Origin of the sequence: Nocardia carnea NBRC 14403 (assembly GCF_000308515.1) — a bacterium.
In the GTDB taxonomy this organism is placed as follows: domain Bacteria; phylum Actinomycetota; class Actinomycetes; order Mycobacteriales; family Mycobacteriaceae; genus Nocardia; species Nocardia carnea.
In genome coordinates this window covers 21403-41864 of sequence record NZ_BAFV01000008.1, presented here as the reverse complement: position 1 = coordinate 41864, position 20462 = coordinate 21403, and the positions used below count along the sequence as shown (strand labels likewise).

At 65.7% G+C, this 20462-nt stretch carries 18 protein-coding genes; 8 read left to right on the top strand and 10 right to left on the bottom strand.

The features are described from left to right. Positions 1-1866, top strand: a 1866-nt coding sequence (locus ON22_RS02815; protein WP_051157092.1) for an LCP family protein, incomplete at its 5' end; no start/stop codon positions are given. Positions 1867-2058: 192 nt separating this feature from the next. Here ON22_RS02815 and ON22_RS36485 read toward each other — a convergent pair. After that, positions 2059-2295: a hypothetical protein gene (locus ON22_RS36485; RefSeq protein ID WP_156052288.1), complete on the bottom strand. Its 237-nt coding sequence runs from the start codon at positions 2293-2295 to the stop codon at positions 2059-2061. Between the two features lie 444 nt (positions 2296-2739). Here ON22_RS36485 and phoU point away from each other — a divergent pair, with 444 nt between their 5' ends. Continuing rightward, the gene (gene phoU, locus ON22_RS02810; protein ID WP_033244111.1) at positions 2740-3402 is read left to right on the top strand and encodes a phosphate signaling complex protein PhoU; all 663 of its coding nucleotides are present in this window, start codon (positions 2740-2742) and stop codon (positions 3400-3402) included. Between the two features lie 1148 nt (positions 3403-4550). Here the strand turns inward: phoU and ON22_RS02805 are convergent. From ON22_RS02805 to ON22_RS02770, 8 genes are all read right to left on the bottom strand, one after another. Further along, positions 4551-6218 (bottom strand): hypothetical protein, encoded by a 1668-nt coding sequence (locus ON22_RS02805; RefSeq protein ID WP_033244110.1) that lies wholly within the window; start codon positions 6216-6218, stop codon positions 4551-4553. Further along, the gene (locus tag ON22_RS02800) at positions 6215-6526 is read right to left on the bottom strand and encodes a hypothetical protein (RefSeq protein ID WP_033244109.1); all 312 of its coding nucleotides are present in this window, start codon (positions 6524-6526) and stop codon (positions 6215-6217) included. The genes ON22_RS02805 and ON22_RS02800 overlap by 4 nt, the downstream gene beginning before the upstream one ends. A 1066-nt stretch (positions 6527-7592) precedes the next feature. Then, the gene (gene pstB / locus ON22_RS02795) at positions 7593-8369 is read right to left on the bottom strand and encodes a phosphate ABC transporter ATP-binding protein PstB (RefSeq protein WP_033244108.1); all 777 of its coding nucleotides are present in this window, start codon (positions 8367-8369) and stop codon (positions 7593-7595) included. Positions 8370-8387: 18 nt separating this feature from the next. After that, positions 8388-9293 (bottom strand): phosphate ABC transporter permease PstA, encoded by a 906-nt coding sequence (pstA, locus tag ON22_RS02790; protein WP_174375542.1) that lies wholly within the window; start codon positions 9291-9293, stop codon positions 8388-8390. After that, positions 9293-10264 carry a phosphate ABC transporter permease subunit PstC gene (gene pstC, locus ON22_RS02785; protein ID WP_033244107.1) on the bottom strand — a complete coding sequence of 324 codons (972 nt, stop codon included), beginning with the start codon at positions 10262-10264 and terminating at the stop codon, positions 9293-9295. The genes pstA and pstC overlap by 1 nt, the downstream gene beginning before the upstream one ends. A gap of 88 nt (positions 10265-10352) precedes the next feature. Beyond that, the gene (gene pstS, locus ON22_RS02780; RefSeq protein ID WP_033244106.1) at positions 10353-11462 is read right to left on the bottom strand and encodes a phosphate ABC transporter substrate-binding protein PstS; all 1110 of its coding nucleotides are present in this window, start codon (positions 11460-11462) and stop codon (positions 10353-10355) included. A gap of 254 nt (positions 11463-11716) precedes the next feature. Continuing rightward, positions 11717-12616, bottom strand: coding sequence for a mycothiol synthase (gene mshD, locus ON22_RS02775; RefSeq protein WP_051157093.1), 900 nt, complete (start codon positions 12614-12616; stop codon positions 11717-11719). Positions 12617-12642: 26 nt separating this feature from the next. Further along, positions 12643-13410, bottom strand: coding sequence for a winged helix-turn-helix transcriptional regulator (locus tag ON22_RS02770; RefSeq protein WP_033244105.1), 768 nt, complete (start codon positions 13408-13410; stop codon positions 12643-12645). Positions 13411-13594: 184 nt separating this feature from the next. Here ON22_RS02770 and ON22_RS02765 point away from each other — a divergent pair, with 184 nt between their 5' ends. The 6 genes from ON22_RS02765 (at position 13595) to ON22_RS02735 (ending at position 18184) form a co-directional block, all read left to right on the top strand. After that, positions 13595-14404 (top strand): LmeA family phospholipid-binding protein, encoded by an 810-nt coding sequence (locus ON22_RS02765; protein ID WP_033244104.1) that lies wholly within the window; start codon positions 13595-13597, stop codon positions 14402-14404. Next, positions 14401-14847, top strand: a complete 447-nt coding sequence (locus ON22_RS02760; protein ID WP_033244103.1) for a thioredoxin family protein — start codon at positions 14401-14403, stop codon at positions 14845-14847. The genes ON22_RS02765 and ON22_RS02760 overlap by 4 nt, the downstream gene beginning before the upstream one ends. A gap of 311 nt (positions 14848-15158) precedes the next feature. Further along, positions 15159-15659 (top strand): DUF4395 domain-containing protein, encoded by a 501-nt coding sequence (locus tag ON22_RS02755; protein ID WP_033244102.1) that lies wholly within the window; start codon positions 15159-15161, stop codon positions 15657-15659. Between the two features lie 28 nt (positions 15660-15687). After that, positions 15688-16521 carry a sulfurtransferase gene (locus ON22_RS02750; RefSeq protein ID WP_033244101.1) on the top strand — a complete coding sequence of 278 codons (834 nt, stop codon included), beginning with the start codon at positions 15688-15690 and terminating at the stop codon, positions 16519-16521. Between the two features lie 5 nt (positions 16522-16526). Next, positions 16527-16832: a DUF1416 domain-containing protein gene (locus ON22_RS02745; protein WP_033244100.1), complete on the top strand. Its 306-nt coding sequence runs from the start codon at positions 16527-16529 to the stop codon at positions 16830-16832. 608 nt (positions 16833-17440) lie between these two features. Further along, on the top strand, positions 17441-18184 hold the full coding sequence (locus tag ON22_RS02735) for a heme-binding beta-barrel domain-containing protein (protein WP_033244098.1): 744 nt from the start codon (positions 17441-17443) through the stop codon (positions 18182-18184). Positions 18185-18580: 396 nt separating this feature from the next. Here ON22_RS02735 and cydC read toward each other — a convergent pair whose 3' ends face one another. Further along, positions 18581-20440: a thiol reductant ABC exporter subunit CydC gene (gene cydC, locus ON22_RS02730; RefSeq protein WP_051157091.1), complete on the bottom strand. Its 1860-nt coding sequence runs from the start codon at positions 20438-20440 to the stop codon at positions 18581-18583. Between the last annotated feature and the right edge of the window lie 22 nt (positions 20441-20462).

The window sequence follows — 20462 nt, the reverse complement described above, 5'->3', positions numbered from 1 at the left end:
GCAGCCGTACCTCCGCCGCCGCCCGAACCGGGCCGGGACGCTGCCCGCAACCGGCCGCCGAACGGCCGGGCTCCCGCGCCGGCCGCGGAGCCCGACCCCGCAACCACGCTGTCCCAGCAACCGGGCCCCGAGCGTGGCGCCCCGAAGCCCGATAGGGGCGCAGCCCCGAAACGCTCCCGGCAATCACGCAGCACACTCGGCCGACGCGGTAAAGCCACCGCGGCCGCGGTCGACGAGAACGCCACCGACATATTGCCGCCCCTCGACGAGGAGGGCGGAACACGCACCGGCGGGCGTACCGATACCGGTGGCTGGCCCACCTCGGGAACGGCCGAACCCGAAACGGTCGGTAAGCCGAAGTCACGGTCGGCGCCCCGGTCGCGGCGCGAGAAACGGCTACGCCTGGCAGCCCGCGGCGGCGTCGCGTTCCTTTCCGTACTGGCACTGCTGATCACCGGTGGCGGCTGGAGCTATCTGCGCGCCACCGGCAACAGCTTCACCCAGGTCTCGGCTCTGGCCGAGAACGAAGACGATGTGATCGATGCGCAGGCTCAGCTCGGTGACGAGAACTATCTGGTCGTCGGCACCGATACCCGCGCCGGGGACAACGCCGAGGTCGGTGCCGGCACCGTGGAGGATGCCGAGGGCGCGCGCGCCGACACCACGATGCTGGTGCATATCCCGAAGAACCGGCAGCGTGTGGTGATCGTGTCCTTCCCCCGCGACCTGGACGTCACCCGTCCCGAATGCAAAGGCTGGGACAACGCGAAGCCCGGCTACACCGATGAGGTGTTCCCCTCAGCGATGAACGACAAGCTCAACGCCGTATACGCGCGGGGTGGCCCCCGCTGCCTGCTGGCCACTATCCAGCGATTGACGGGCAGTACGATCAACCATTTCATCGGCATCGACTTCGCCGGCTTCGAACAGATGGTGGACAAAGTCGGCGGCGTCGAGGTGTGTGCGAGCAAACCGCTCGAAGACGGCATGCTCGGCACGATCATCCCGGAGGCGGGGCGCCACAAGATCGATGGGAAGACCGCGCTCAACTATGTCCGGGCCCGGCACGTCTACGGCGAAGAGCGCAGCGACTACGACCGGATCAACCGGCAGCAGAAATTCCTCGCTTCACTGCTGCGCGGCGCGCTGTCGAGCAGGATGCTGTTGGATCCCGGCAGGTTGAACGGATTCGTCCAGGCCTTCTCCCAGGCGACCTTCGTCGACCAGGTCGAACCCAACGATCTGCTGATGCTGGGCAAATCGCTGCAGGATCTGGAATCCGGGGCAGTCACCTTCCTGACCGTGCCCACCGCGGGCACCACGTCCTACGGCAACGAGATCCCCCGTACCTCCGATATCCAAGCGATCTTCCAGGCAATCCGCGACGATCAGCCGCTGCCCGGTGAGAAGACCGCACCCGCGCCACCACCGACCTCGGAAGCCCCGGTCCCGCCCGCACTCACCGCAGTAGACCCCAGCACGTTGTCCCTGCTTGTTTCCAACGGTTCAAGTATCACAGGTCTGGCCAGAACCACGGCTAGTCAATTGGCAAATGTCGGCTTCAATATCTACAATGCCGCCAACTACACGGAGGGCACCTCCACCGAAACCAAAGTTCGATATTCCCCAGGACACGAAGCCGAAGCGGCGACGGTGGCGAGCGCTGTCCCCGGAGCCAGCATGGAACTGGATGAATCGCTGGATAGTATCGTCGAACTGGTGTTGGGCGAGGACTATCAACAGGTTGTAAACGAGCCGACGCTCGTAGGCAACCCGATCACCAATGTCCCTCCGGCCAGTTCCGCACCGGTCGAACTGCCGGCCGACCTGGAACATGTCAACGCCGCAGACGACATGTGCGCATAGAGTTCCTTCGACATCCGGAGACCGGATCCGCATACGAAGCGACCGTGACCATACGTGTGTTGTGGGTACCCGGCGGACCGTCGGGTACCCACAACAACCTTTACCCCGAGTTTGGCGGGGCGGTGAGAGCTACATCAGAGGCAGCCGTCACCGCCTGCCACTATCCCAGCTCTACGGGGGACAGCCGCGTCATCACCTGCGGCGCAAAGTGGTGGGCCCGTTCGGATTGCCGTTGTGCGGGAAACATCCATATACACCGCGCACGTTCTCTTTTACTTCCAATTGTTCGAGGGCCTGCCCGCATTGCGTCCCATTGGGGAAAGTCTTGGGAAGTGCCGGCGCTTCACTTGCCGCAGCCATACCGGACGCACCGGAAAGCGCGGCGCCGATCAGTCCGGCGAAAATTGCCGAACGCATTGCAAGATTCATTTTTCCTCCACTGGATCGAACGATTCGGCAGAGCCTCCGATGCAATGCCGAACCACCGTATTGAGCCGTCAATGCGGCTGAGACGACGACGCGAGAACGCGGTCGAAGTACGTTAGACCGATAGATACGTTGCTACCCCCCTGTAAAGTTGATCCAGCCCCGTGCAGAAGAGTAGCCAGCAGACCCACACCCCCGCAACTGCTTTCGCCCCAGTCGGCTCTTGACCGTCTGGGCCAACCAAGACAGCGATGCGACCACCCGGTCCTCGGCGGAGTGGACCGATGGTGGCTGCTTCCGCGGCTACCGGCGACGTGGCGTGCATCTTGCCTCTGGCCGCTCCAGCGACAACCTGCGTCTGTATACGGACTCCCAGCACAGCCCGCCTACCCGGTTGTTCACGCCTTGTTGGTGACGTAGACAGCGGGGCGAACTAGTCTTCGTTTCATGCGTGTCATCTACAACGAGCGAATGGCCGATCTCGCCCACCTGCTGGGCGAGATGGCCGGGCTTGCCGGTTCGGCCATGGATCGCGCCACGCAGGCTCTGCTCCAGGCCGACCTGCCGCTGGCCGAGCAGGTCATCAGCGAGGGGGATCGGATCGCCGAGATGATCGCCGACGCGGAGGAGAAGTCCTTCGCGCTGCTGGCCACACAGGCCCCGGTCGCCGGCGATCTCCGGCAGGTGGTCAGTGCGATCCAGATCGTCAACGACGTCAACCGGATGGGTACGCTCGCCCTGCATGTGGCCAAGGTGGCCCGCCGCCGGCATCCCAACCATGCCCTGCCCGAGGCAGTGAACGGCTACTTCGCCGAAATGGGCCGGATCGCGGTCAGTATGGGCCAGGGCGCCAAGGAAGTGCTGGAATCCCGCGATCCCGAACGCGCTGCGCAGCTCAACCAGGACGACGAGGCGATGGACGATCTGCATCGCCACCTGTTCACCCTGTTGATGGACAGGGAATGGAAGTACGGGGTGGCGCCCGCTGTCGATGTCACCCTGCTCGGCCGCTACTACGAGCGGTTCGCAGATCACGCGGTGGAGATCGGCCGCCGGGTCATCTTCCTGGTGACGGGTGAACTACCCCCGGACACCGACAGCGAGAGCTGAGCCAGACCTGCCCACGAACTATGGACTGTTGCCCGAGGAGTTCCTCGGGCAACAGCCTACCTTCTGCGGGCCCGCTTGCAGCAACGAGCGGGCGGTGATCCATCTACTATCCGGCGTCAGCGCGCAGTAGTACCTCATCGGCGGAGAGCGCCGTACATGCCGTTTCCTTCATTGTCGGGATGGTCGTCCCCGGCTAGGTAGATGCAGGAGCCGTAGCCGCCCGGCGCAGACACCACGATCTCCGCAACACCCAGAGTTTATGGGTGTCGCGGAGATCGCTGAAACCCCGCGAGATCGGGCGGGGGCAGATCCTCGAAGTTGGGTTACCTGCCGACGAATTACCGGTCGTCGACAGCGTAGATTTCGACCGGAGCCGGTATCGCTACTTGACCACGATCCACTCGTACCGACCCTGGCCATGTGAGTAGCACAGCCACTTCGTCGGACCCTCGTGGCGAGTGCTGCCAACGGTATGCTCATTGCAAGGGTCTGTCGGCGCAGCCGCAGCCTGCGGGGCCAGCAGCGTCGCGGCCAGGATCGTGGCCACACCGAGCAATCCACTGGTGAGCAATCGTACTGCCATCACGAAACCTCTTTCCTCGAATAGATTTCGCAGAGGTCGTGTCATTCCCCCCGCCTCAAACAGGATATCGAATCATGTTGGAAGAAACAATAACTCGTCTCGACTCACGCGAGGCGGGTAGTGCGGCGGCAGCTGCGGGTTCGGTGCGATACGAGAGATTCCGGCCCGTACGACGCGGACGGGGAAGCGTGCGAGAATCGTTCCCGCGGGCTTCCCGTCTTCAGCGCCACCGGTGGCTCAGCCGAAACGGCCGAAGATATAGTCCTCTGTGATCTTTCACCCTTCGCAACAAGACCGACTACAACGTCTACGCAACCAGCCAGTCTGTCGGCACATTTCGTGCTTGAAGCGATGATCGTGCGGAGAGGTTCATAGTGTGTTCCCAATCCGTGTTTTGACCTGTGGGCAGCTGCATCACAGTTCCCGATGCCTGGGAGTAGCACTCCGCAGCGCCGGGGTCTTCCGGAGGAGGTCCGGTCGACCCGCGGAGAGGATGGTGCCGAGCTGTTCACTCTTTGCCGTCTTGTGCTTCAGAGAGACAGACTACTTCCCGGCTCTGGTGTGTTTACCGTGCTGATGGTGGGACTTGGACGGTGGCCTGGGGTGCCGGGGGTGTGGCTTGCAGGCCGCGGAGGCTGGAGACCGAGGCGGCCAGGGCGGGACCGGTCCCGAGGGCGGGGGCGGGTTCGCCCGACCGCGGGCCTTGTCCTTGGTCGTCGCCGGTAGTGCCCGGCCGCGATTCGACCGGTTGTTCTTCTTCGGGTGTCTCTGCGGTTCCCTCGTCAGCTGCGTCCTCGGCTAAGTTGACCGCGAGCTGTTCTTCTTGACTGTCGTTGCCGACTGCGCCGGTTTCTACAGGGGTTTCTGGTTGGGCTGAGGCAGGGGGTGTTGCAGGTTGGTTGTCGGCGGCATCGATGATTTTCGCGGTGGCGTCGCCGGCGGCGTTGATGATTTCGTCGAGGTTTCCGGCCAGAGTGCTGACCGCGGTGATCATGTTGGGGATGTTGCCGGTGATGGTGCCGACCGCGTTCACCATCCCGACGATATCCGCAGGTGTCCATTCACCCGGCGTTCCAGTTTCCGCAGGTAGCAGGCTGGAAGAGTTGCCCGGAGGCGGGCTGGACTCGCCACCGGCCGTCGAGCCAGGGTTCGGCCCGGGTGCGTTTCCCATGGCGGAAGAATCATCGGAATTGGACGGGGTGCCGGCACCGGCTGGGACCCCGGAATTGGATTCGGTGCCGAGGTCGGCGGATTCGCTGATCTCGACGCCGGCCGGTGTGCTGGTCAGCGCCAAACCAGGCGGGGTGCCTTGACTTGCCGGTGCCTGCGGAACACCAGCCACGGGTTGGCCCGGGTCCTGTTGTTCGGTTTCACCGCCGGGATGGGTGGATGCCAGAGGGGCCCCGACCGCAGCGAGAAACACCGGTTGCCCGGGGGTGGAAGTGAGTTCGCTGTCCGCCGCTGGGGTACCGCCCGGTGAGAGAAACGTTGAGGGATCGATCCCCTCGACCGCGGTGACCAATTGCTCGTAGGCGCCGGTCACGGCGGTGTGCGCTTGGGAGCACACAGTCGTGAACCGAGCGACCATGGCGTCGATCTCGGGGACGAAGTCCTTGTCGAGCCAGGTCCGGCACCCCGCAACCGGGTCGGAGCCTTCGACATAGCCGGGCAGTTCGCTGCGTAATCGATCCTGTACCGACTGACTGGTGTCGCCCCGCCCTTGGGCAAGGTCGATGAACCAGTCAATCTGCTGTGGCGACTTACCCGCCGCGGTATCGGGGACGAACTCGTTCTTGATCGTGTCCGCCTTGGTACGGACGGCGCTGTCGATCTGGTTGACCGCCGTGGTCGCGGCCGAATGCACGGTGCGCAAGAGATCGATGTTCGAAGTGATCGTGGCACCGGTTGCGGTGAAGAACTGCCGGGCATCATCGGCGGCGGGCGACCCGTTCCAATACGCGGAAACCTCACCGAATCGGGTGGGTTGGGTTGCGGCCTGGTCGCCGAGGCGGCCGTCGAGTTCCTCCCCCAGCACGGTAGCAAGGTTCCGCAGAGACTCCAGATCCATACCTCGCTGCTGGTCGTATTGAGCGGCCAATGCGAAATAGTCGCCACCCGTAGGGGTGTGGCCAGTCCATTCCCGGTACCGCGGGACGAAGACCTCGAAGAAACGTAGCCCTGCAGCGCCGACATCCAGAATGGCGTCGACGCTGTCGGTGTCGGCGGTTCTCATTCGAACCCTCCCGCCACCGCACCGAGATTGACCGCAGTCGACTGATCGACACCGGCACAGCTGTCCGCGCTGGCTTGCAACGCCGAACCACAATCCTGCACGCAATTGGCCCAGGCGAACAATGACCGGCGCAGGTCATCCAAACCACGCCCCACGCGTTCGCCCACCGACTGGTATCCCCGCCCGGCGCCAGCGGTATCGAACCCGCGCGACGCATCGGCGACACGCAGCGCAGCATCGTTCACAGTGTTCGCCGACCCCCGCAAATCACCAGCGATGCCCTGCACCGCCGCCACGTCCATCAACATCCCAGATCCTCCCTGTCCGGCAACACCCTGTATCGCCACACTTCCCCGACCCGGCGAACCCCTTGAACCCGCGCCCTCGCAGACCCGAATCTCGTTCTCTTACAGGGTTTGACGCCCCAGCCGACGACCGGTTCCCCGACTTCCGAAATAATATAGGGGCATGTGACGGTTTCACTGCCCTGCTGTCATCGAAGAACGATGGCATGGACAGCGAGTTCAGCCCGCCCCAGCGACAGAGGCTAATGACTGTTCGGTAGCTCCCCGTGCGTGGACGACGTCATAGGTCAGGGCGCTGTGTCCCTGGTCGCATGGCCGCAGTGTGATGTTGACCGAGCCTGCCCGGCCCGTCTCGGCCCACAACCTTGAGTGACCGTGCGCCCCGTCCAGGGTGACCGGACACTACGCCAAAGGCAGTATCGGTGATGCATCTCATACCATAAACCGAAGGTGTGCTGAACCTGGTTAGTGCTGTGGCGCGTCCAAACGAGCTCGTCACCGGGTTGCGCAATCTCGCAGTGGGATTCGATGCCGAAACCTACCTGTTTGAGAGTTGGTCGTATCTTCCGCGCGCGGATAGCCCGGCGATCAGGCCAGCCGTTCTGGGCCGGCCGGTTCGACGACGAGTCAGCGAGAGTGGAAACCGGCTGGTGTTTCAGCCTCGTGATCGGCTACACCTTCGACATAAGACCCGTCCCACTCCCGCACTCGAAGTGGGTCGAGGCAATCCGCTTTGGCTGCGCAGTGGAGAGCTGCCACCTCGACGCTGATGGCGATTGGATCGGCGCCCGATCTCGTCGAGGACGATGCCGAGCATGCGGGATGTGACCAGCCCCGATAACGCGCACAACGGCAACGCCAGGTTCAGCAACGCCCCGATCTGGGCTTTCGACCTGCCCCAGTCCTTTCGCGCAGCGGTGGGCGTCAAGCTTTCGAGGCACAATGTAGGTTTTGGCCCGTCCCTGCGTTCAGTCAGCGAAACAATGCACCACAGACGCGAATATCGCGCGGTGAACTGGGGACCAAAGGGCGCCAAAACCCCCGCGCCGACGGAGTCGGGGCCAATTTCTCAGCCGAAACGGCCGGAGATGTAGTCTTCGGTGGCCTTTTCGCCGGGGTTGGAGAAGATCTTCTCGGTGTCGTCGATCTCGACCAGCCGGCCCGGTTTCCCCTGGGCTTCCAGGTTGAAGAATCCGGTCTTATCGCTCACCCGCGCTGCCTGCTGCATGTTGTGGGTGACGATGACGATCGTGTATTCCTTCTTCAGTTCGGTGATCAGGTCTTCGATCGCCAGCGTCGAGATCGGGTCCAGCGCCGAACAGGGTTCGTCCATCAGCAGCACGTCCGGGGAGACCGCGATCGCGCGGGCGATGCACAGACGCTGCTGCTGACCGCCGGACAACCCACCGCCCGGCTTGTCGAGCCGGTCCTTGACCTCGTTCCACAGGTTCGCGCCGCGCAGCGAACGTTCCGCGACCTCGTCCAGTTCGGACTTGTTGCGCATGCCCTGCAGTTTCAGGCCGGCCACCACATTGTCGCGAATGGACATGGTGGGGAACGGGTTCGGGCGCTGGAACACCATACCGATGGTGCGGCGCACGCCCACCGGGTCCACTTGGGAGCCGTAGATGTCCTCACCGTCGAGCATGACGGCGCCCGAGACGCTGGCGTTCGGGGTCACCTCGTGCATCCGGTTCAGCGACCGCAGCACGGTGGATTTACCGCAACCGGAGGGGCCGATGAAAGCGGTCACGCTGCGCGGCAAGACGTTCAGCGAGACATCCGCTACGGCATGGAATTTGCCGTAGTAGATGTTCAGGTCTTTGATATCGATGCGCTTGGCCATCTATTTTCCGTTTCCGCCTTATCGGTTCCGCATCAGGAACTTGTTGACACCCGCGGCCGCCAGGTAGAGCAGTGCGATCAGCAGGATGAGCGTGAGCGCTGCACCCCATACGCGCTGGCGGCCCGCGTCTTCGGCGTTCGCCAGTTCCTGGTAGATCATCAGGGGCAGCGAGGCCATATTGCCGTCGAAGACATTCATATTGATCGACTTGCTGTAGCCGACCAGCACCAGCACCGGCGCGGTCTCGCCCATGACGCGGGCAAGCGCGAGCAGGATGCCGGATATCATGCCCGGCAGGGCGGTCGGGATGACGACCTTGACGATCGTCTTCCATTTCGGGATACCGAGCGCGTAGGAGGCTTCGCGCAGTTCGTCGGGGACGAGTTTGAGCATTTCCTCGGTGTTGCGCACCACCACCGGCAGCATCAGCAACACCAGGGCCAGTGCGACCGCGAAGGAGCTCTGTGGGAAGCCCAGGGTCGCGATCCACAGGGCGAAGACGAACAGCGCGGCGACGATCGAGGGGATACCGGCCAGGATATCGACCATGAAGGTGGTCACCTTGGCGAAACGGCCGGTGCCGTATTCGATCAGGTAGATCGCGGCCATGATGCCCAGCGGTACCGCGATCACGGCCGCCACCGCTGTTTGGACGATGGTGCCGTAGATGGCGTGGTAGACACCGCCACCGGTCTGGTCGGGCAGGACGCCCTTCTGCGAGTTCTGCCACCAGTCCAGCGAAAGGATCGCCTCGAAACCGTTGGCGACCACCATGCCCAGCACCCAGATGAGCGGGATGAGTGCGATGACGAAGCACAGGGTGAACAGCCCGGTGGCGACATTGTTCTTGATTTTCCGCGCGGTGCTCACATCGCGGAAAGTCGGCGCCTTGATCGGCTGATCGAATTTGGTCATGGTGGCCATCAGCCGTTCACCTTTCCGCCGGCCACGAACCGGGCCAGCGCGTTGACCACGAACGTCAGTACGAAGAGCACGAAGCCCGCCGCGATATAGGCGCCGGTCGGTAGCGGCGCGCTGAACTCGGCAGCGGCCGATGCGATCTTGGATGCGAAGGTGAAACCGCCGTCGAACAGCGACCAGCCGCCCGCGTCCGCCGATGTTTTCAGGATGAGTAGCACGGCGATCGTCTCGCCCAGGGCCCGGCCCAGACCGAGCATGGAGCCGGCGATCACACCACTGCGCCCGTAGGGCAGCACGGTCATCCGCACGACTTCCCATTTGGTGGCGCCGAGCGCCTGTGCCGCCTCGATATGCGCGGCCGGGGTCAGCGCGAACACTTCCCGGGCGACCGAGGTAATGATCGGCAGGATCATCACGGCCAGGACGATTCCGGCGGTGAAGATCGTGCCGCCGCCGGCGATGGAGACATTGCCGTCGGCGAACAGGAAGAACCAGCCCAGGTTGTCGTTGAGGAAATGCTGGACCGGTTTCAGGTAGGGCGCCAGCACCAGCAGACCCCACAGGCCGTACACGATCGAGGGCACAGCGGCCAGCAGATCGGTCAGCATCGAGAACGGACGGGCCAGCTGTTTCGGTGCGTAGCGAGTGAGGAACAGTGCGATACCGACCCCGATCGGCACCGCGATGATGAGTGCGAAGGCGGAGCTCAGCACCGTCACCATGAACAGGTCACGGATACCGAAGCGGAGATTGTCCGCGTCACCGGTGCTGAACTCCGTGCTGGTGAAGAAGTTCACCTGGTCAGCCCCGAGCGAAGGCACCGCGCGGATGAGCAGGAACAACGCGATCAGCGCGATCGAGCCCACGATGATCGCGGCGGCGGCTACGGCCAGCGATTTGAAGATCAGTTCGGGCCGTCGGCCGTGCCCGCCGCCCAGCGGGCGCAGCGGCGGTTTGTTCGGTTCGCTCGACATGGATGCGGTGTCTCCGGCCTTACGCAGGCTCGCCCCGGTGGACGAGCCCGCGGAGGCTACCTCTGGGTTGACTGTCATATTCGCACTATCAGGAGATGGCGTTGATCGCCGTGGTCAGCTTGGTTTTGAACTGCTCCGGGATCGGTACATAGCCGTTGTCCTCCAGGCCTTCCTGACCGTTGGTGACGGCCGAGGTCAGGAACCCCTTGACCGCGGCGGCGACCTCACCGTCGGCGTACTTGGAGCAGACGATCTCGTAGGTCGGCAGGATGATCGGGTACGAACCGGCCTCGGTGGGCTTGTAGAACGACGAGGTGTCGAGCACCAGATCGTTGCCCTCACCCTTGATCTTCACGCCGTCGATCGCCCTGCCCGCGGTTTCCGAGGTCAGTTCGACGGGCTCCGGCCCGGCCGAGGTGATGACCCGCACCTGGGACAGGTTCTGCGCCTTGGCAAAGGACCACTCGTTGTAGGAGATCGAGTTCGGAGTCGATTTCACCGCGGCCGAGGTGCCCTCGTTGCCCTTGGCACCTTCACCGACGCCGCCGTTGAAGACCTTGCCCGCTTCCTTGCCCCAGGCGCCTTCGGAGGCCGCATCGAGGTAGAGCTGGAAGTTGTCGGTGGTGCCGGACTCGTCCGACCGGTAGATGACCTTGATCGGCTGGGCGGGCAGCTGCACGTCCGGGTTGAGCGCCTTGATCTCCGGTGCGTCCCAGGTCTTGATGGTGCCGTTGAAGACCTTGGCCATGGTGGGGCCGTCGAGCGCCAGATCGGCGACACCCGCGACGTTGTAGGTGATGGCGATCGGACCGAACACCGTCGGCAGGTTCCACGCCGGTGATGCGCAGCGCTCGGCGGCCTTCGCCACCTCGCCCTTGGATTCGCTCAGCGGCGAGTCGGAGCCGGCGAAATCGGTCTGGCCCCCGAGGAATTCCTTCACGCCCGCGCCCGAGCCGCTCGAGGTGTAGTTGAGGGTCTGGCCGTCGCAGTTGGTTTCGTAGGCGGCGGTGAAACGCTCGACGGCGTTCTTCTGCGCCGACGAACCGCTGGCCTTGAGTGCTTCCGTGCCACCGCACTGGACGTCGGCGTTGGCTTCGACACCGGTCGCGCCGGTGTTGTCGTCGCTGCCACAGGCAGCCAACGGCAGGATCGCGGCGGCGAGAACGCCGACGATGGCGCTGCTGCGCTTGAACTTCACTCCAGTCCTCCGGATACATCCTGCTCGCCCGGTCCCTCACCGGCCCGGACGGGCCTCATGGCGTGACGTTCGCAGGGAACTTGCACACCAGGCGGCCTACGACCGCCCAGAATCAACCTAGGTCCCGTCGGTAGACAACCGGACCAGGGCGAGTGAACGGAAAGTGAACACCGGCGGAGTGATAGCGCCCGATATGTGTGATATTTGCCGCGCTGTTACTCAGCACACTCTCGGACGCCGTCGCACGGTCGTTATCACGTGTTCCGGTCGGGCGCCGCGTAGGCGATATCGATATGCGCCGGGCCGAAACCGAGACGGCTGTAGGTCCGGACGGCGGCGGTGTTGTCCGCCTCGGTGTACAACAACACCTCACCCAAGCCCGCGTCCCGCAGATGGTGCAGGCCGATCAGCGTGAGCAACCGGCCGAGCCCGCGACCCTGCGCGGCGGGATCGATACCCACCACATAGACCTCACCGGACGGCGGGTTCTCTTCGTGATGCACCTTGGTCCAGTGGAAACCGAGCAACCGGCCGGGATCGTCGGCGGCGAAGGCCAGGAACAGACCCGCCGGGTCGAACCAGGATTCGGCGCGCCGTTGCGCCAGTTCGGACGCGGACCATCCGCCCTGCTCGGGGTGCCAAGCGAAGGCAGCGTTGTTGACCCGCAGCAGTTCCGCGTCATCGGCCGGGCCGGCGTAGTGACGCACCACGATATCGGCCGGGATCTCCACCTCCGGTAGCTGTGGAGTTGCCAGTGGCCGGCGCATCTGCCACAGCTCGCGCGCCGCTACCAGACCCAGCCGGGCCGCGACCGCCTCCGCCGCGGGGAGTTTCCCGTGCGCCCACACCCGGGCCCCGCTGCCGCCGGCCGCGAGCACGGCGGCCACCACTTCCCGGCCGATCCCGCGGCCGCGGTACGCGGGTGCCACGGCGACCTCCGCCATGGCGGGATGTTCGTCGTGCGCCGGAGTGAGACCCGCGTAACCGGCCACCACACCGTCACTCAGGGCGAGTAGATGCCGGACCGGCGAATCGCCGCGCAGCGCGAGCAGCCCCTGTTCGGAAACAGGGGCGACACCGTCGGCCGCCGCGGCGGCGGCCAGCACGGCGCTCACCTCGTCACCGTTGCCGAGTGCACCGTCGACCCAGCGCAACTCGATCTCGGGCACCGCTTCCACGCTCACTGGACCGTACCGTTCACCGGGGCCATCGAATCCTCGTCCGCACCCTCGCGATCACCACTACCGGCACGGGATTCGGCCTCACCCTTGTTCTGCGACCGAGCCGGCCGCACAGCCTTGTAACCCACATTGCGGACCGTACCGATCAGCGATTCGTATTCGCTGCCCAGCTTCGCCCGCAACCGCCGCACATGCACATCCACCGTGCGGGTACCGCCGAAGAAGTCGTACCCCCACACCTCCTGCAACAGCTGCGCCCGGGTGAATACCCGCCCGGCATGCTGCGCGAGGTACTTCAACAGCTCGAATTCCTTGTAGGTGAGGTCGAGCGGGCGGCCACGCAAACGCGCGGTGTAGGTGCCCTCGTCGATCACCAGCTCCCCCAGGGTGATCTTGCCGCTGTTCTCCGGGCTCGCCGCCCCACCGGTACGGCCGACCAGCAACCGCAACCGGGCATCGAGCTCGGCGGGACCGGTACCGGGCAGCAGAATATCGTCGAGACCCCAATCGGCGTTCACCGCGACCAGACCGCCCTCGGTGAGCACGGCCACGACGGGAACGGACGATCCCGTACTGCCGAGCAGCCGGCACAAACCGCGCGCGGCGGCCAGATCGGTCCGCGCATCCACCAGCGCGATATCGGCGGTACCCGCCTCGAGCAACGAGGCCACCTCGGTCGGCGCGGGCCGCACATTGTGTGCGAGCAGCGTCAGCGAAGGCAGAACCGAATCAGGGTCCGGATCGGCAGTCAGCAGGAGCAGCTCCACGGCACTCCTCCCATCTCGTAGCTACGCGAAAGCCAGCTTCGTCGCCGTCGCCACGTTGCTTATCCACAAGTGATGGCTGCAAGATTAGCGCGCTGGATCACGGCGGCGCGTCCGGCGCCGCAAGAGCGCCTCCGGAAGACGGACCCCGGGCACGCTCCGCAAGGCGTCCATTAGGGTGCATGACATGCGGAAGCTGATCATCGGACTGCTGTGCCTGGCCGGCCTGGCAGTGGTCGTCGATTTCGGCGCGGCCGCATATTCGGAATACCGGGTGTCACGGTCGCTGCGGGTCGGCGCCGAACTCAGTGCCGACCCGGAAGTCACCTTCCACGGCTTCCCGTTCCTGCGCCAGGCGCTCGGCGGCCACTACGACAATATCGAGATCAACGCCGATAGTGTCCGCGCCGATATCCCCGGCGAGATCGCGCTCGAAGCCACCCTGCTGGGAATGCGGTTGCCGTTCGGCGACCTCGTCGACGGCCGGGTACGCAGCCTCCCGGTGGATCAGGTGGATGTCCGGATGCGGGTCGCTCCGACCGAACTCGGCCGGTTGTTCGGCATCCCCGATCTCGAAGTGCATTCGCGGCCCGCGGACAAATCCGACGGAACCGGCGGCTCGGGCGGGTCGGGAATGACCACCGCCGGCGCCCTGGTGCTGACCGGGACGCTACCGAAGGCCCCCAGCGGCCAGCAGGGCGCGAGTTTCACCGGCGAACGGGTCAGTGTGGCGGCGGATCTGCTGCTCGACGGCGACCAGGTGCGGATAGTGGCCACCGGCCTGTACTCCGACGAACTCTCCCCCGTCCCGTCGGAGCCCGTGGTCGACGAAGCCGATATCCCGGCGGTGCTGGCGATGTTCACCCGTACCATCGATACCAAGGAACTCCCTTTCGGGATCCGGCCCATCGAGGTCACCGCGCTGGGTGGCCATATCGTGGTGGAGGGCCGGGGTGAAGATGTGACGATCGACCTGAACAGATTGCGGCGACCATGATCGAGATCACCATTCTGGTGGTAATGCTGCTGGCAGGGCTGGCAGCGGGGCTCTACCTGCGCCACCGCGAAGGCGCGGTACGGAACGCACCGGCCACCCTCGATCGCGATACCGCCGCCCGCGACGAACTGCTGGTGGCCGCCGGGGTCACCGGGGCGGGGCCGGCCGTACTGCATTTCTCGGCCGATTGGTGCGGGCCGTGTGCCGCGGTACGCCGGGTCGTCGCCGACGCCACCGCGGACCTGGCCGATTCCCCGCAGCCGCCGCGGGATATCGAAGTCGATATCGACGCGGATCCGGCGCTGGCCCGGGCATTGAACGTGCTCTCGCTGCCCACCACCTTCGTGTTCGACGCCGAGGGGCGGGAACGGTTCCGTATCTCCGGGGTGCCCAAGACGAGCGATCTGCGCAGTGCTTTGAGCCCATTGACGGCCGCGCTGTAGTTCGGTGGCGGCTCGGGAGCGACTCGGGGCTGCCGATGGTCGCTGCAAGGGGGCCTGACCAGGGGGATACCCCCTACCCATTGGATCCTCGGCGGGATTGGGTAGACTGCGCGTTGTGCAAAACCACCGCGAGCTGATGCTCACCCGTCGCCGCACAGTTGATCTGTGCCGCCTCGGTGGTTGTTGCTGCCTGTGCCGCTGAGCGGTCGGCTCTTTTCCTGACGCCGACCACGGTTCGTCCGCGCGAGTGATTCATCCCCCGGCGAACCGGCCGAATTCCGCCGAACAGTTCGAGCGCAGGAGTTTCGTTCATGTCCCCTATCACCACCTCGGCAAGCGGCCCGAGAACAGCCTCCGGGCAGGTCGATATCCGTGGTCCCCGCTTCGTCGCCTTTATCACCACGGGCGTCCTGGTCGTGGTGTTGCTGCTGGCCGCCGTTGCCACACCGGCCGCCACGGTGCTGATCGCGATCCAGGCCGTCGTCTTCGCGCTGGGCGCGACCCTCGGACCGCGCCTGCATCCGTACGGCCTGATCTACGCTCGTCTCATCGCGCCACGCTCGGGACCGGTCACCGAAACCGAGCCGGCCGCGCCACTGCGGTTCGCCCAGCTGCTCGGTTTCGTGTTCGCTGCGGTGAGCCTGCTGGGTTTCCTGCTCGGCACCTCCGTGGTCGGCGCGCTCTTCGCCGGGTTCGCCCTGTTCGCGGCATTCCTGAATGCCGCGTTCGGTATCTGCCTCGGCTGCAAGATCTACCCGCTGGTCACCCAGCTGGTCCCCCGTTCCCTGTCCGAATCCCCCGCACCGAACTGAATCGCTGTTCACCACTGAAAGGAAACAAATGGCTCGCTCCGATGTCCTGGTCTCCGTCGACTGGGCCGAAGAGAATCTCAAGACCCCTGGCGTCGTCTTCGTCGAGGTCGACGAGGACACCTCCGCCTACGAGGGCGGGCACATCGAGGGCGCCGTCCGGCTCGATTGGAAGACCGACCTGCAGGATCAGGTTCGTCGTGACTTCGTGAACCAGGAGCAGTTCTCCGCGCTGCTCTCGGAACGCGGAATCGCCAACGACGACGAGGTCGTGCTCTACGGTGGCAACAACAACTGGTTCGCCGCGTACGCGTACTGGTACTTCAAGCTGTACGGGCACAACAACGTCAAACTGCTCGACGGCGGCCGCAAGAAGTGGGAGCTCGACGGGCGTCCGCTCTCCCGTGACGCGGTTTCCCGGCCGGCCACCCAGTACAAGGCCGCCGCACCGGACAACTCGATCCGCGCGTTCCGCGACGAGGTCATCGCCGCCATCGGCACCAAGAACCTGGTCGACGTGCGCTCCCCCGACGAGTTCACCGGCAAGATCCTGGCGCCCGCGCATCTGCCGCAGGAGCAGAGCCAGCGGCCCGGCCATATCCCGAGCGCGATCAACGTGCCGTGGAGCAAGGCCGCGAACGAAGACGGCACCTTCAAATCGGACGAAGATCTCGCCGAGCTCTACAAAGCGGCCGGGCTGGACGGCGACAAGGAAACCATCGCCTACTGCCGTATCGGCGAGCGTTCCTCGCACACCTGGTTCGTGCTGCAGGAGCTGCTCGGACATCAGAACGTCAAGAACTACGACGGCAGCTGGACCGAATACGGTTCGCTGGTCGGCGCACCGATCGAGTTGGGAGAGTAACCACCATGTGCGCAGCACCCACCCAAGGTCAGGCCATTCCGGCCGGCGTCGATGTGGAGAAGGAAACGGTTATCACCGGCCGTGTCCTCGGCACCGACGGCGAGCCCGTAGCGGGCGCCTTCGTGCGCCTGCTCGACGGCAACGGTGATTTCACCGCCGAGGTCGTCGCCTCCGGAACCGGCGATTTCCGCTTCTTCGCGGCGCCCGGCGCCTGGACCCTGCGGGCGTTGTCGTCCGCGGGTAACGGCACCTCCGAGCTGAAGCCCGAAGGCCCCGGCATCCACAACGTGGACGTCACCGTCTCGAAGTAGCAGCTGAACGGAACGGCCCAGGACCGACTCATACGAGCCGGTTCTGGGCCATTTCGCGCTCTGCGGCCGATGCGGGATGCTGTTCGGCGCCCGGTGCGGGTTTCCAGAGGCAGCGGTCCGGCAAGGCGATCACGGGTTCGTCCCGCACCGGCCCCGACTACAAACGAGCCCTCGTAAGCCGCGGCCGACACCGAACCGAACAGGACATGCACCGCCACCATTGCGACCCCTTGCCGCCCCTTGCCGCCCCTGCCCAGACCTTCCGAAGACCGCGGCAGGGCCGGTCCCCCGGCAAAGGAGCAGCCATTCGGTCGATACCGAATCCCGGAAGACCAACAGCGGTGCGAAGTTCAGCGATCCCCGCCACGGCTCGTCGGTTCGCGTCGGTCCCGACGTAACCAGCGGCGCAGCCGAGTCTTACCAAGGGGGGCCAAAACCCCGCGCCGCCGAAGGCGGCGCAAAATAAACACAGGGGCCGAAACCCGCGCCGCCGAAGGCGGCGCATAAACTGGCACAGTGGTCCTCTTCTTCGAGATTCTGCTGATCGCCGTATCGGTCCTCATCGGATGGTTCGGCCTGTACGTCTTCTACCGGCTGTTCACCGAATCATGAGTGGTCTCGCGAGCGAGGGTCCCGATCCGGCCGAGCGAGCGAGCGATACCAGCAACGGCGACCCGGCGGCCGAGCCGTCCGTCCGTGACGGTAACGGGCAGTCGGCCGGTGATCAGTCACCGCTGAGTGGCGACCGGGCGGTGGCCGATGCGGCCGAACGCGCCAAGGAGACCGCCGGACGTAATATCCCGGTTCTTCCCGATCTTCCGCTGCCCGACGATACGGCCAATCTGCGACTCGGCCCGGATCTGAATCCGGCCATGCTGGCGCTGTTGCCGATGGTCGGTGTGTGGCGGGGTGAAGGTGAGGGCAACAACTCCGAGCGTGGCGATTACCGCTTCGGGCAGCAGATCGTGATCTCCCATGACGGTGGGGATTATCTGAGCTGGGATTCGCGGTCCTGGTTCCTCGAATCCGACGGCAGCTACGGTGGCCCGGACCTGCGAGAGAGCGGATTCTGGCGGGTCGGGATCGAGGGGAACGACGAGGTGCTGGAGCTGCTGCTCACGCACAGCACGGGCATTGTCGAGCTCTTCTACGGCACCGCGCTCACCCAGTCGTCCTGGGAGCTTGCCACCGATGTGGTGATCCGCAGCCAGACCGGCGCGGTGGTGGGTGGCGCCAAGCGGCTGTACGGGATCGTCGAGGGCGGCGATCTGGCGTATGTGGAGGAGCGGGTGGTGGCCGATGGGCCGCTGGAGCCCCGGCTCTCGGCACGCCTGCAGCGCTATATCGGCTGATCTCCCCGAGCTCGAGCTCGCCTCGCCGTCCGGGCCGATGGGTCCACGGTCGGCTCGATGGGCGGCAGTATCTCGCCGGCGCGCGTCGTTGGGCGAACCGGCAGCTGGTCCCGTGCGCGAGTCCTTGCGGTATCGGTGCCCACCGTGGTCCGGATATGGAACGACCCCCGAGCCATATCGAACGCGATCCCCCGGCGGATACCGGTGGGATCGGCGACCGATCCCGATCGGACGGATCGGGGACTCGGGGGCCGGGTGGCTGCCTGGAATTCGCTCAGCGCATAGGGGTGAACGGAATCCGTGCACAGCCGGCTACAGCGCTCAGCTGACAGCCACCTCACGCGTCCTTTGAATTTCCATTCGTCGGATCACCTCCTTCCTTGTGTACCCACGAACCTAGCCGCGGGTGGCCGGGGTCGGCAACGGAATTTCGTCGACGGCGTAATACGTCGCGTCGCCATCCGGAAAAGCCGCCCGGACCTGGCCGGATTCGTCCACGGTGAGCACCAGTCCGGCGTGGTGCCCGGCCGGGAGTTGATGTGTGACGACCACCACATCACGGTCCGATGCGACCAGACCGCTGCCGGTATCGAGCAGATCGCGCAGCAGCCGGGCGCCCGCGGCGGCGTCCAGATGTTCGGTGGGCTCGTCGAGGAGCAGTACACGGGCGGGCGAGACCAGTGCGCGGGCGAGCAGGATCCGCCGGCGCTGCCCGCCCGATACGGCGGCGGCCCCGCCGACGAGATCGGTGTGCACGCCGTCCGGCAGGCCGTCCAGCCATTCCCCCAGCCCTACGGTGCGTAATGCCCGTTCTGCCGTTTCGGCATCCAGGTCGCCGCGGGCCACCCGCAGGTTCTCCAAGACGCTCGTGCCGAACAAGTGGGCATCCTCGGCGAAGAAGCGCACCTCTTCGTCGGGGTGGTCGAAAAGTCCGGCCCAAGCCATCAGCAGGGTCGTTTTCCCCGCCCCGCTGGGTCCGACGACCGCGATACGTGCGGCCTGCGGGCGTGGCGGTATCTGCCATTGCCCGTCGCCGACCCAGCCGATCACCACACCGTCGGCGCGGCTGTCGGCGTAGGGGAAGGGATGCGGGTTGCCGCCCGTACCGAATCGTTTACGGGTATCGGCCGGTACTCCGGCCGCGGCAGCAGCGCCGGAAGGCTGCGGTTCGACCGGTTCGGTGCGGTGGTCCGGCGAGACCGCGCGCAGCCGGTGCAACGCCGCCCGCGCCACGGTGAGGGACTGAGCCGCGGCCGGTAGCGCACCGGTCGCTTCGAAGGACGAGAGCGGCAGCAGGACGAGCACAGCCATCGCCATGGGTGTCATGGCTCCCGGGGTACCGCCGTCCGGTCCGTAGAGGGAGATCCCGATCAGGAGGGCAGCGAGCACACTGATCCCGGTCGCCAGCGGGGTCGCTGCGGCAGCCCACGCGGTACGGGCGGCGGCGCGGTCCTCGGCCGCGAGGACTCGATCGTCGGCCGCGGCGGCGGTGGCGAGGGCGGTGTCCAGTTTCCCGGCGACCCGTAGCTCGGCGGCGTGGTCCAGAACCGTGAGCGCGTGCGCGGTGAACTCCGCGCGGTCGGCACGCGCCGCTCGTTCGGCGCCGGACGCGGCCCGCGCCGACAGCCACGGCGCGACGACACCGGCGACGAACAGCGCGGCGGCCAGGACGGCCGCGGCCGCCGGGGAGATGAAGGCCAGTAGCGTTACTGCGGCCACCGACAACACCAGTGCCACCGCAATGGGCACGAAGGTGCGAACCACGACGGCTCCGAGATCATCGATATCGGTGCCCACCCGGACCAGCACATCCCCGCGACGCAGCCGGCCGGGCACACCCGGGGCGATGGGCAGCGGTCGTCCGGAAGTCCCCGCCGGGGCCGGGGTTTCGGTCGTACCGGGAAATCCGGTTTCCGAACGGCGGGTCAACCACAGCGGTGCCCGTGCGAGTGCCCGATACACCGAGGTACGGGCCGCGGTCATCGAGCGCAGCGCTACATCGTGGGTGGCGAGCCGCTCGAGATAGCGGCACAGTCCGCGCGAGATACCGAGCGCCCGGACCGCGACCACGGCGACGGTGAGATCCAGTACCGGCGGCATCTGCCAGGCGCGGGCGATCAACCAGGCGGCGAGCGCGGCCAAGCCGAGACCGCTGCCCAGGGCCAGCACACCCCATGCGACCGCGACTGCCAATCGCCATCGGGGGATTTCCAGCAGTTCCCACATCTGACGGGTGTCACGCAGTAGCAACCGCATCCGGACCCAGCGGCGTAGCGGC